The sequence below is a fragment of the Lacrimispora sp. genome (genome assembly GCF_032078915.1).
In the GTDB taxonomy this organism is placed as follows: domain Bacteria; phylum Bacillota; class Clostridia; order Lachnospirales; family Lachnospiraceae; genus Lacrimispora.
The window spans coordinates 1-12306 of record NZ_DAMAUN010000009.1 but is presented as its reverse complement, the minus strand read 5'-3'; the positions used below and the strand labels follow the sequence as shown (position 1 = coordinate 12306).

The window sequence follows — 12306 nt, the reverse complement described above, 5'->3', positions numbered from 1 at the left end:
TTCCACACGTTACGATTCTTTGCATAATAAGTTTAATTTTTTCATTTCATGCAGAACAAACTGGCTGACAATGATCATTGAAGTAATATCCGCCACAGGCCCTGCATACAGGATTCCTTCCAGTCCAAAAGAAAGAGGAAGGATAAGTATCAGCGGGATCAATAACAAAAGCTGACGAAGCATGGATAAAATGGAAGCCTTTAAGGGTTGTCCCGTTGACTGGAAATAGCTGGTTGTCACAACCTGGAATCCGGCCGAAAAGATTCCAAGCATATACACCTTCAGGCAGCGGATGGCAAACTGGGTGAACTGCACATCCTCCGTCCCAAACAGACTTAAAATCTGCCTTGGGAACAACTGACAGGCAAGCCAGCCCGTAAGGGCAACTGAGGTTGCCGCCACAGCCGCCGAAAGATAAGTCTTCCTCACACGCTTTGGCTGATTCGCTCCCTTATTAAACCCGAGAATAGGCTGGGAGCCGATGCCGATCCCAACACAGATGGAGATCAGGATCATGCCGATCTTATTTACAATACCCATGGCACTTAAGGCCACATCGCCGCCAATGGCCGTCTTATTTCCATAATACACCAGGGAATTGTTCATGACAACCTGCAAAATGGTGGACGCCATCTGGGTGATACCGCTTGAGATCCCAAGAGGCAGGGCCAGTCTGCAGATATCCATATCAATGCGTAAACTATTTCTATTAAGGCGCATATGCTTTCCTTTGTACACAAAATACAGGACCAGCACAACTGCGGAAATGATCTGAGAAGTAATGGTGGCAATGGCCGCTCCGGTCACGCCCCAATGAAATACAAAAATATAAATCGGATCCAGTATGGTATTTAAAGCGGCACCGATCAAAATGGCATACATGGATAAGGCAGGACTCCCGTCTGTCCTGGCCATATTGCTCAGCACTACGGAGAGCATGTTAAAGGGTGTGCCCAGTAATATGATAGAAGTGTACTGCCTTGCATACTCTATGGTATTGGCGGTAGCTCCAAAAATCTTTAACATAGGCGTCATAAGCGGGAATCCTACCGCCATAACTGCTATGCTGGCTGCCAGGGTCATCAGAAAAACGGTTCCAAGGGTCTTGTCTGCCTCTTCCTCATTTTTTTCACCCAGCTTAATGGCAGCATAGGCGCTTCCCCCCGCTCCCAAGAGAGTCGATATGGCTAAAATGATGGTGACAATCGGAAATGCAATGGTGGTTGCCGCATTTCCCAGATACCCAACGCCCTGACCGATAAAGATCTGGTCAACAATATTGTAAACCGAATTTACCAGCATGGAGACAATTGCCGGAAGTGCAAACTGAAGCAGCAAATGTCCCACTGGTTTATATCCCAGGGGATTTTCCCCCTGTCTTATCCTGTTTTGTTCCATAAAGTATTCTATTCCTTTCCCTTCTGTTCCACGATGTGATCGAGAGCATTGTAAGCCATGCGAATGAGCAACTGCTCTGCTGCATCACGTTCCTCTTTGGTAAACCCCTTTAATATAATATCTGCCCATTCATTTACGCTCTCCAAGGTCTTTCCCACGACAACTGCCGCTTTGTCTGTGACGTAAATCCTCCGGATGCGTTTATCCTCCTGTGCCATTTCCGTCACAACATATCCTTCTTCTTCCAGCTTCTTAACCGCGCGGGTGGCAGTGGCCTTATCGTAATGTCCAAAAGAAGCCAGCTCATGCAGACTCATACCAGGTTTTTTAAAAATTTGCAATAAAAAAAACTGTTGTCCACAGCCTATCTGATAAGTAGATAATTGATTTGCAAAATACATATTATTAAGTCTCTGGATAATCGAGATATATTTCCCGATTTCCTTGTGCTCGCACATGATTTCCACCTCCAAGCCTATTGGACAGCATTTCATCTTATTTTAAGATGATAAACAGCATAACATAAAGTGGTTGCATTCGCAACTATTTTTTATCCGGGACCTGTGATTTTACACAGAAACAGGCGGTATCCTGTGTAATTTCCCGATACCGCCTGTTTTATCAAATCCCGTATAACATCATACTGCCCTTAAAACAACACCCTGCCGATGCGTTTATTTGGAGATTTTCCTTCTGCTGGCAAAGTCCCCCCGCACGAGATTGCCGTCCTTATCCCGGGAATAAGCCAATGATTTGTCTAACGAAACGAACGCACTATCTGACAAAACCTCTCCGTCCAGAACTGATTTCCTGCTGTCGTCAAGGATCAGCGCTGAATTGCTCACGCTGCCCGCCACAGCATCAATATAGAATTTCCCAGGTTCAACAGTCCGGTAAGAAATACAGCCTGCCAATTCCTGTTTTGGAGTAACGTTTGGATTATCCCGCATGATAAAGTTCTGAGTCCCGTTGTCGACGGCAGTACAGTTGATCAGCTTTACATTGCCAGGATTAAAGTTATCGGAGAACCCTGCCATGCCATTGTCATAGGAAAGGCAGTTTACCAGCTCCATTGGCGTCGGCTGGCCCTCGCCGCCAAGCTTGAAGCCATTGGCATTATTGCCGTAGGCGATGCAGTTTTCATAATAGATATCTCCGCCGGGACCTTCACCCACACGCAGGAAATGATCCCAGCCATCATCGCCGGCATAGGCAGCCACGCAGCCGATGTACTTATTCCCCACACCAAAGCCCTGCATCTGGAAACCGTCGGAATTCTGCTTGAACTCATCCTGGTTATACATGGCTGTACAGTTTATATAGGTATTGTACTTTGCCCAGGTCCCTTTGTTTCCGCCGCCTCCGTTATGGGAAAAGCCGGAACCGGTGCTGTACATGGCCGTACAGTTTTCAACGATCATGTAGTCGCTCTGCCCCATGTCAAACACGCTGCCATTCTCGTCGCCATCAGTCCCTTTATAGGGATTGCCTTCCTCCCCTCCTGCATGAATACCCTTGAAATGCATATAGGTGCTATGGTCTTCCGCTTTTACGTTGCGCGCGCGGACATAGGGTACGCCCGGCTCCGGCATGATGGTGACGTAATGATCCGGCGAACCACTGCTGCTGTTTCCGATAGATATTTCAGTGTACGTCTCGTCAATTAAATAAATTGTCTGACCCGGCTCTGCGGCAGCTGTGGCAGAGGAAATATCCATGGCATTTGCCCGGTCAGTGCCGGTACCTTTCCCTTTCGCCTCCGGCGCCGCCCATATATAGGTGATATCCGTTGTGGGGGTCGCAGCGTTTCGGGTGATGACAGCTGTACCCCTGGCAATTTTAACGTTTACATCTGGTTCCTTAGTTTCAAATTCATAATCGAAGTCATTGTCTCCCATCTCAAGGTTTACGCTGATATAAGCCTCGTTGTATGCGGTAACAGGCTCGTCAAAGACCACTGCGCCGGTACTTTTTTCAGTTACTTTCATCACGCCGTTGTGGTTGGGCCGAAGGGCAAGGACGCTGCTGTCCTTTGCCGTCTGGCTGCGGCTCCTCAAGTCGACCTCTGCATCCGGGTTCATATCCGTAACAGCAGGCGGAGCCGGGACAAAGTTCGCTTCTCCCTCATCAGTCAGGACAACGTTTTCAACCAGGATACGAATTTCCCGTGCAGCGGCAAACCCCCAGTACATATTAACACCGTCTATTATCTGAAGCATATCCGGGGTGGAATCAGGTATTTTTGTACGGGGTACCAACACCTTCCCTCCATTTGCTTTTGTTTCGCCTACCTGATAATAGAAGCCATCGTTCCCACGCTCTAACGTATAGGTAAAGGTAAGGCCAACGGCAATCGCATTCATGTCGGTATCATCGGTTCCATATACGGCGCTTCCCCGTTCGGTGTTGTGGCCTACTGCATGAATTGGTGAGGTAACGCCTGTCCGGCTGGCATAACTGGGCCTGCCGTCTGCCGCATTCCACAGACCGATTCCGGCAAAATTGGAACAAACAGGGGGTTCCTCATATCCATCCCTGTAAGGCTCCGCACGCTGCTCTCCCACGAAGTCGCGGGCCATGATACCGGCTCCGGCCTGGTTACTGGTTCCATTTGCACCGGACGCTGGATTAGAGGCTACGGAGCTTTTGGTGATATCGGCGGTCAGCTTGTACAGCCGGTCAGTGGGCAGTGTGACGTAAAAGAAGGTAATGCCGTCATGTCCATTGGTAATCTTACCTCCCCGGCTTTCAAGCACAATTTTGTCGCCTTCCTTCAGCTTAACCGGTTTATCATGCTCAAGTGCGCCCTCTAACGGCGGAATAAAGGCCGAGCTTTTTGTAAAGATATAAGGACGGACGCCTGATTTCCCCACCTGTCCGTTAGGGTCGACATGTCCGGGGCGGGTAGAAGGTTCGCCCACAACCGGCGTTGGATCATTTAAATCCGGCCGATCCAACCATGACGGGTTGATCCATACATTGTTGATGCCATCCTGCTCCGGAACATTGCCTGAGGCTTGAAAGCGCAAATCAACCGACTGGCCGAAAGCACGGTAATTCCATTCAAGCTCATGAGCCATATTGCTTACAGACAACGGCTCTGCCTCAGATGATGCTTCGGCTGAAGGCTCCGATGATGGCTCCGCTTTAGCTGGTGAAGCTTTACAGCCGGACAGCGCCAAAAGCACGATACTTACACAGATTAAAATGTAATTAAGTTTCTTTTTCAACGTCAAATTTCCTCCGATCTGGTTTAAAATAATGACATGTGAATCTGTACGACTCAATCACCTCCCCAGTAATGCTTTAAAGAAGAATCCTTAGGGTTTCCATGAAGCTGCACGAAATAATCACGGTACTCCAATGCTCTCTGCAAAGCTCCTGGTAACGGACGGTGGAGGCCGTATCCAGAAGTGCTTTCCTGCACCTCTTCAATATAGCATTCATTTTTTCCTCTTCCATAATAGTAGTGTAAGCGCTTACATTTAAATATTACTGCGCAGAAAATTAATAATCAACTATATTTTTACTTTTATTTTAATTTTATACATAAATACCAGTTTCTATTAGAATATTTCATCATACCCATTAAGTTTCAGCATAGAAATCATTGTATATCATTTACATATTTACCATTTATTTTTGGTCATTATTTTATATTTATTTTTTGTTAAGCACTTACATTCCCTGACATTTTTCTATTTTAAGGAGGAGCCAACTGATTTTCAGCATGAGAATCATGGTTTCCGTTATACACAAATGATCGGGAGAGCCCGAATGGAAATGAAAGCCGGACTGACCTTTGCATGTATGGATCTGAAAAAGCTGTCAAAAATGAAGCAAAGATTAGGGCTTATGGCTGAGCCTATTGATTGTATATTTATTAAAACACAAAGAAATTTACATTAAAAAAATCGGTGCCTGGAATTGCGTCCTGAGCACCGATTTGTCTACATACTGCGGTACCGATTTTACAAAACCGGTACCGCTTATCATACTAATTTTTTATTTTGTTTTAAAAATCTCACAGGTTTTCCTGCAAGCGGCCTCCGTAGCTGCGCATCCGCCAAGGGAAGTTTCCCTTAATTCAAATGGGATCGAACGTCCCACCATCATCATGGTGTCCACCGTCTGATCAAATGGTATGAACTGCTCTACTCCTGATAATGCCATTTCGGCACATACCAGTGCATTGGAAGCTCCCAGAACATTTCGGCTCTGGCAGGGATACTCCACCAGACCGGCTACCGGATCGCAGACCAGCCCTAAGAGATTCACGATTGCGGAGGAAGCCGCATCCATGCACTGCTTTGGCGTTCCGCCCATGATTTCCGTTGCAGCCGCCGCAGCCATTGCGGAAGCAGCGCCAACCTCAGCCTGACAGCCGGCCTGTGCTCCGGCCACGGTAGCATTCCGCATGATCAGATAACCAACCGCACTTGCTGTAAAAAGGCCATCTATGATCTGTTCGTGATCTAAGGAAAACTCTTCTTCCAAAGCAAGCAGCAGTCCAGGAAGAACCCCGGAACTTCCGGCCGTGGGCGCCGCTACAATAAGGCCCATGGAAGCATTGACTTCCAGAACAGCCAGAGAATAGGTAATCGCCTTAGACAGCATGCTTCCGCATATGGATTTTCCTGATCTCCTTCTGTTGCGTACCTTTGCAGCTTCTCCCCCGATCAATCCGCCGATGGAAGCCACCGGCTCATCTAACGGCTTATGACAGGCTTCCTTCATGATCCGGTAAGCTTCCTTCATCCGGCTTATGGTCTCTTCCGGTTCGGCACCGAACTCACTGGCTTCCCGTTTCCGCATCACTTCTGAAATCCGGCAGTGATTTTCCTCACACAATTTCAACAATTCACTTCCTGATATAAAGTCCATAAAAGCCTCCTAAACCTGTATAAGCATAACATCTTCTACTTTGGGGTGTTCCCGCAGCTTATCCAGCAATTCCTGCGGGATTTCCTCATCAGATTCCACCACAGAGTAAGCAGTCGCCCCTTTCTGTTCCCGGAACAGGCGCATGAAAGCAATATTTACATTGCGCTCACTTAAACTGGTGGCAATATAAGCCACCATGCCGGGATAGTCCAGGTGGCGTATAACCAGTGTGGAGTATTCCCCGGTAAAGTCTACATCAATGCCGTTGATCCTGATGATTTTAACTTTACCGCCTCCTACGGAGACACCGCGGACCGATATGGTTCCGCCCTTTTCTCCGGACACATGAATCTCTACTGTATTTGGATGAACTTCTGTTTCCTTTTCATCCACTTGGAAGGAATACTTTATCCCACATTCATCAGCCAGTTGGAAGGAATTCTTGATTCTTAGATCATAAGTCTCAAACCCCAGGATGCCGCCAAGAAGCGCACGGTCGGTTCCATGGCCTTTGTAGGTCTTTGCAAAGGAACCGTACAAAATAAACTCCACTTCGCGAATGGGTTCATTGAACATTTTTTTAACCAGAAGAGCAATTGCCACAGCACCCGCAGTGTGGGAACTGGATGGCCCTACCATATTAGGGCCGATTACCTCGAAAATACTGATAGACGGCATAATCAGCCTTCTCCTTTCGCAATCACCTTAGCCTTTGTTATCTTTCTTAATATATTTATGGTAATACATATCAACCAGCGCGCTGATCGCATTATCACCGGATACGTTACATGCAGTTCCAAAGCTGTCCTGTGCAATATACATTGCCTGAAGAAGGCTGGCAATATCTCCTACTGCAGGTATTCCTGCAATCGGGAAGAATGGAGTCGCCGTAAAGATAGAGCCTCCCGGAGCTCCAGGAGATGCAACTAAGGCTACTCCCAGTACACAGATAAACGGGAACAGGGTAAGGAATCCATGAGGCATGCCGTAAATTAGCAGGGTTGCAGTCACACAGCAGGTAATTGTGATCATAGAACCTGCCATATGAATGTTAGCGCACAGCGGAATTACGAAGTTACGGATTTCTTCTGAAATACCATTGCTTTCCGCACATTTAATATTAACCGGAATGGTAGCCGCAGAAGACTGGGTACCAATCGCAGTTAAATAGCCGGGCAACTGGTTCTTTAACATGGTAAGCGGATTTCTTTTTGTCAATATACCTGCAAAGGTAAAGGCCGCAAGCAGATAGATCAAATGAAGCAGTATCACGATCACAAATACCTTCCAAAGCACTGACATAATGGCAAAGGTAGTTCCCTGATAAGTCATCTTGGCAAAGGTTCCGCAGATATACAAAGGAAGAAGCGGAATGATCACCCGGCCCAGTACCTTAGTAATAATCTCGGAAAACTCTTTGAATACATTATACAGGGCATCTCCGATCTCTTTGCCCCTCATGGTGCTGATGCATACTCCCAGTACAAAGGCCAGCACAACAGCCGCTGTTGTTTCAAGTAACGGTGTGATTTCAAGGGAGAAATATCCGCTGATCGCCTTGTCACTTGCAGATGCAACTTTTGCAACAACCTCTTCATTCACAAAAGAAGGGAAAAATGTACTGGCTACCACATAAGATGCGCTGCCTGCCAGCAGCGTGGAAGCATAGGAAATCGCTGCGGTAAATGCCAGCAGCTTTCCGGCTCCCTGAGACAGGTCCGCAATTCCCATAGTAACAAAAGCCACTACCATAAGAGGAATGATAAACATTAAAAACTGTTTAAACAAATCTGATACTGTAATTAATATTGAAGTTACAAAACTGGGACAATACATTCCAATTAAAATACCAATGATAATTGCAATAATCAGCCTTGGTACCAATCCTAGTCCCTTCTTACTCTTTTTACTTTCCTCCATATCAATACCTTCCTTTCATACAATAAAATAAATTTTATTGTATTCGTTTATATGATGTAATTTATTTTACCATATATGCTTTTTAATTGCAATATTATTATGTTCTTCTAACAAATAACCAAAAAAATCTGCAGGTTTTTTGTGATTTCTCACAAAAACCTGCAGGAATTTTCATTATCATCTATTCCGCTGTATTAATGTTTATTCGTTCTTTTTTTCTGTAGTTCCTCCCACATTCCGAATGTGCATATATACGGTATTTTTAGATATTCCCAGATAGTCGGCTACCTTTACAACCGCATCTTTCATGGTAAAAACCCCCTGTTGATGCAGGGAATTAATGATTTCCTTATTTTTAAGAGACGGAAGTATCCCTTCATCTGCCAATACCGTTTTCCGAACCTCCTGGACTTTGCTGAAAATTAATTCATCCACATTTTTAGCAAAGGTTTCAGTTTTAACCATGGAATGAGTAGATATTGCAGGGATATAGCTGGTCAGGATTTCAGAAAAACCTGTATTCAAATAAAAATTGATACATAAAAGACCGATAATCCGTTTTTCCTCCCCCCGCACCACAATGGTAGAGGATTTTAATGGTTCTCCTTTTTTGTTCTTGGTAAAATAGGAGATGTAACTTTTTTCGCCATCCTTTTCAATTTCTTCCAGCATCTGAAGGGCCAGGTCCGTAATCGGCATTCCTTCCGTACGTCCTGTGTGGTGTCCATTGATGATCTTAATGACGGAATGCTCCGTATCCTCCAGACTATGAAGCACCATCTCATAGCCTCCCCCCAGATAATCTGCAAGCCCTTCCATCATGGTCATATAGGATTCCAGTATGATTCGGTCAATCAGTGTTAAGTGTACATTATAATCCTTCATTGTATTCATCCCCTACATTCATTTTTTTTAAGGAATCATGCATTATTTTTAGGAATTATAGCATGCTGTAAAATATTTTTCAATAAAAAGGCAGATTACTTAACAGTAATGTAATTTATTACATTAAAAAAGTCCAGGCAATGCCTGCCCGGACTTCTTTCTTTATTCTGTTTTTTTATTAATAAAGATGAGGAAAGAGGCAAAATCCCCTGATTCTCTAAAAAGGCGGCTTCTGTTAATGGGAATGCCGGCGTACATAAGCTCGCTTCCATAGTATTCCCCGGTCTCTCCCGGCAGGGAAACTTTATAGAGCATATCCTCGCAAAGCCCCTGGAGCTTTAACCGCAGCCAGCCTGCATTGGCAGGATTCAAAACCTGATAATAAGCGGCGATTGCCTGTTCCAGATCTTCTGATACTGCCATCCATGCCGTGTCATTTCCTTCAAATGGACTTTTTAACCGGTAAAATGTTCCCTGGTGTAAAAGTTTCCGGTACTTCTTATAGCATGCGATCTGCTGCTTTACCGTCTCTATTTCCTCGGGAGACAGGTGATTCAAATCCAGTTCATATCCAAAAGCACCGAAAATCGCTGCATTTCCCCTGGAATCCAAAGGCGTTATTCTGTGTACCTGATGGTTGGGCACTGCGGAGACATGGGCTCCGATGCTGGATATGGGATAAACCATGGTGGTCCCGTACTGGATCTTTAACCGGTCCATGGCATCCGTATTGTCACTGCACCATGCCTGTGGAGCAAAGTACAGCATTCCAGGATCAAACCTGGCCCCTCCGCTGGCGCAGGATTCAAACAGGATCTCCGGGAAATCCCTGGTGAGCCGGGTATATAAGTCATAGACTCCCAGGATAAATTTATGCATCACCATTCCCTGCCCGTCAGGGGTGGTTCCTCTGGAGTAACATTCCGTCAGATACCGGTTCATGTCCCACTTGATATAGGAGATTCTTGCATTGGAAATAATATCCTTTAACATGCCGTAAACCGCATCAACAATTTCCTTTCTTGAAAAATCAAGAACATGCTGATTCCTGCTTGGCGTTTCATAACGGCCGGGAGCAGACAAAATCCAGTCTGGATGGGCCTCATAAAACCGGCTGTCTTTATTGACCATCTCCGGCTCGATCCACAGACCGAATTTTAAGCCCAGGGCCTCCACCTTCTCAGACAGTCCGGATATTCCTTCCGGCAGCTTATTCCGGTTCACTTGCCAGTCTCCCAAGCCCCTGTGGTCATCACTTCGTTCGCCGAACCAGCCGTCGTCAAGAACAAACAGCTCCACGCCCGTTTCCTTCGCCTTTTTGGCGATTGCAAGAATCTTTTCTTCGTTAAAATCCATATAAGTTGCTTCCCAGTTATTCAAAAGCACCGGTCTTTCCCTGTCTCTCCAATACCCTCTCGCAAGCCGGGTCCTGTATAAGCGGTGGAAGATCTGGCTCATAAAGGAAAGCCCCTGCTCCGAATAAACCATCACAAGCTCCGGAGTCTGGAAGGATTCCCCTGCTTTCAAAGGCCATTCAAAGGTATCCGGATGGATTCCCATGAGCACCCGGGTAGTATCATGGGTGCAGACTTCCACCTGGCCTAAGAAGCTGCCGCTGTACACAAGGCTGAAGCCATATACCTGGCCGCTTTTCTCCGTAGTCTCTTTTCTTGCAAGTGCCAGGAATGGATTGTGCTCTGCGCTGCTGATCCCTCTCATGCTGTAGATGGACTGTATTCCCTGTTCCAGGGGACGCCTCTTTAAATACCGCTCCCTGGACCATGCCCCGGAAAGCTGAATCATCTCATAATCACAATCCGGCAGGTCAACAGCTCCGCTCATAGCCGTTAAGAGAACGATCTCCTCCTTGCCATGGTGGTCAAAACGGGCATGCCTTGTAAGGACCGGCATATCTTCATAGATCGTATAGGAAAGGATCAGGTCCGTATCCATCACATCATCATGAAGGGTGATCTCTAAGGTGGCAGCCTCCCTCTCCTCTTCCACATAGGTGGCAGGAAGAGGCTCTATGGAGTGCTTCCCCTCAAAGATACGGTGGGACGCATAGGTAAAGTTTGTGATCCTGCTGCCATTCTCCTGCTTAACAATGCAGGCGCCATACCGGTAATCCCCAGTACCATAAGCAGGATATTCCTGCTTCGTATATTGGAGACATAAGCGGTCCGGCTCCGGGCAGCTTATGGCGGCATGGGCGCGCTCTCCTGTCTCAAGGAGATATGCATAGGACTCCCTGTCCGTAATCCGTTTCCCATAGTACAGATTTCCCAGTTGGCCATTGGCCATGATCTGAATGATATAACTCATGGACTGGTTATACAGGTGGAACTGGTTCGCTTGTTCATGATAAATGATAGACATAATTCATACTCCTTTTATAATTTTCCTCCGGATGTAGCAATTCCTTCTATAAACTGTTTCTGGAATATCAGATAAATGATGATCATGGGGATGCAGGCCAGCAAGGATGCCGCCATAAGCTCCGGATAATTTGTTTCAAACTGTCCCTGCAGCTTTGCAAGGGCTGCAGACAGGGGCATGGTATTTTGCTCTGTGTTGACGACCAGAGGCCACATCAACTCCTTAAACCCAAACAGCGCGGTAAAGATACCCAGCGCCACCATGGAGGATTTTGTAAGGGGAGCCATTACATAAAGAAAGGTCTGGCCGATATTGCAGCCGTCAAGCCTGGCCGCCTCCTCCAAGGAAGATGGAAGCCCCATATAAGCCTGCCTTAATAAAAAGGTTCCAAAAGCTGTCACGAGCCCCGGAAAAAGCAGGCCAAAGGAGGTATTTAACATTCCCAGCTTACTCACCATTATGTATTGAGGAATAATAAAGATCTGGGATGGAACCATCATCTGGAACAAAACCAGGGAAAAGGCCAGATTCTTTCCCTTAAAGTGAAGGCGTCCAAAGGCATATCCTGCCATGGTCGCAGTAAGCACCGCGCAAATGACCCGTTCTACGATAAGCAGCAGCGTATTCCAGTACAGCCTTAAAAAGTTCATTTTGCTTATGATGGATAAAAATGCTTCCTTTCTCCATACCGTGGGAAAAATGATGAACGGATTCATCTGCGTTGCCTCCGACGTGCTTTTAAAGGCCGTTAAAAACATCCACAAAAAGGGAACCAGCATAATGACAGACCCGATTGTAAGAATAAAGTAAACGATGGCCGTTTTAATTTTTCTACTCTTA

Annotated in this window: 11 protein-coding genes; 1 reads left to right on the top strand and 10 read right to left on the bottom strand. The window is 46.2% G+C overall.

The annotated features are described in order from the left end of the window. Positions 1-9: 9 nt before the first annotated feature. From RT269_RS05490 to RT269_RS05475, 4 genes are all read right to left on the bottom strand, one after another. Positions 10-1398: an MATE family efflux transporter gene (locus RT269_RS05490; RefSeq protein WP_313181093.1), complete on the bottom strand. Its 1389-nt coding sequence runs from the start codon at positions 1396-1398 to the stop codon at positions 10-12. Between the two features lie 8 nt (positions 1399-1406). After that, positions 1407-1856 carry a MarR family winged helix-turn-helix transcriptional regulator gene (locus tag RT269_RS05485; RefSeq protein WP_313181092.1) on the bottom strand — a complete coding sequence of 150 codons (450 nt, stop codon included), beginning with the start codon at positions 1854-1856 and terminating at the stop codon, positions 1407-1409. Between the two features lie 216 nt (positions 1857-2072). After that, positions 2073-4628 carry a hypothetical protein gene (locus tag RT269_RS05480; protein WP_313181090.1) on the bottom strand — a complete coding sequence of 852 codons (2556 nt, stop codon included), beginning with the start codon at positions 4626-4628 and terminating at the stop codon, positions 2073-2075. A gap of 76 nt (positions 4629-4704) precedes the next feature. Next, entirely contained in the window at positions 4705-4845 is a 141-nt protein-coding gene (locus tag RT269_RS05475; protein ID WP_313181089.1) for a hypothetical protein, read from the bottom strand. A gap of 330 nt (positions 4846-5175) precedes the next feature. On the opposite strand from RT269_RS05475, the gene RT269_RS05470 reads away from it, so the two are divergent. After that, positions 5176-5307 carry a hypothetical protein gene (locus RT269_RS05470; protein ID WP_313181220.1) on the top strand — a complete coding sequence of 44 codons (132 nt, stop codon included), beginning with the start codon at positions 5176-5178 and terminating at the stop codon, positions 5305-5307. A 96-nt stretch (positions 5308-5403) separates the two neighbouring features. On the opposite strand, the gene sdaAA is transcribed toward RT269_RS05470, so the two are convergent. The 6 genes from sdaAA to RT269_RS05440 all read right to left on the bottom strand — a co-directional run bounded on the left by sdaAA (position 5404) and on the right by RT269_RS05440 (position 12293). Continuing rightward, positions 5404-6282 carry an L-serine ammonia-lyase, iron-sulfur-dependent, subunit alpha gene (gene sdaAA / locus RT269_RS05465; protein WP_313181087.1) on the bottom strand — a complete coding sequence of 293 codons (879 nt, stop codon included), beginning with the start codon at positions 6280-6282 and terminating at the stop codon, positions 5404-5406. A gap of 9 nt (positions 6283-6291) precedes the next feature. Then, on the bottom strand, positions 6292-6960 hold the full coding sequence (gene sdaAB / locus RT269_RS05460) for an L-serine ammonia-lyase, iron-sulfur-dependent subunit beta (RefSeq protein WP_313181086.1): 669 nt from the start codon (positions 6958-6960) through the stop codon (positions 6292-6294). Positions 6961-6987: 27 nt separating this feature from the next. After that, positions 6988-8202: a dicarboxylate/amino acid:cation symporter gene (locus tag RT269_RS05455; protein WP_313181084.1), complete on the bottom strand. Its 1215-nt coding sequence runs from the start codon at positions 8200-8202 to the stop codon at positions 6988-6990. Positions 8203-8403: 201 nt separating this feature from the next. Then, on the bottom strand, positions 8404-9087 hold the full coding sequence (locus tag RT269_RS05450; protein WP_313181083.1) for a helix-turn-helix transcriptional regulator: 684 nt from the start codon (positions 9085-9087) through the stop codon (positions 8404-8406). Positions 9088-9249: 162 nt separating this feature from the next. Next, complete coding sequence (locus tag RT269_RS05445; protein WP_313181081.1) at positions 9250-11466, bottom strand: alpha-galactosidase; 2217 nt, start codon at positions 11464-11466, stop codon at positions 9250-9252. A 14-nt stretch (positions 11467-11480) separates the two neighbouring features. Next, positions 11481-12293 carry a carbohydrate ABC transporter permease gene (locus RT269_RS05440; protein ID WP_313181215.1) on the bottom strand — a complete coding sequence of 271 codons (813 nt, stop codon included), beginning with the start codon at positions 12291-12293 and terminating at the stop codon, positions 11481-11483. Between the last annotated feature and the right edge of the window lie 13 nt (positions 12294-12306).

Excerpts from the sequence above, each read along its gene's own strand:
- RT269_RS05490 (WP_313181093.1), bottom strand. The coding sequence starts at position 1,398 with ATGGAACAAAACAGGATAAGACAGGGGGAAAATCCCCTGGGATATAAA.
- RT269_RS05485 (WP_313181092.1), bottom strand. The coding sequence starts at position 1,856 with ATGTGCGAGCACAAGGAAATCGGGAAATATATCTCGATTATCCAGAGA.
- RT269_RS05475 (WP_313181089.1), bottom strand. The coding sequence starts at position 4,845 with ATGAATGCTATATTGAAGAGGTGCAGGAAAGCACTTCTGGATACGGCC.
- RT269_RS05470 (WP_313181220.1), top strand. The coding sequence starts at position 5,176 with ATGGAAATGAAAGCCGGACTGACCTTTGCATGTATGGATCTGAAAAAG.
- sdaAA (WP_313181087.1), bottom strand. The coding sequence starts at position 6,282 with ATGGACTTTATATCAGGAAGTGAATTGTTGAAATTGTGTGAGGAAAAT.
- sdaAB (WP_313181086.1), bottom strand. The coding sequence starts at position 6,960 with ATGCCGTCTATCAGTATTTTCGAGGTAATCGGCCCTAATATGGTAGGG.
- RT269_RS05455 (WP_313181084.1), bottom strand. The coding sequence starts at position 8,202 with ATGGAGGAAAGTAAAAAGAGTAAGAAGGGACTAGGATTGGTACCAAGG.
- RT269_RS05450 (WP_313181083.1), bottom strand. The coding sequence starts at position 9,087 with ATGAAGGATTATAATGTACACTTAACACTGATTGACCGAATCATACTG.
- RT269_RS05445 (WP_313181081.1), bottom strand. The coding sequence starts at position 11,466 with ATGTCTATCATTTATCATGAACAAGCGAACCAGTTCCACCTGTATAAC.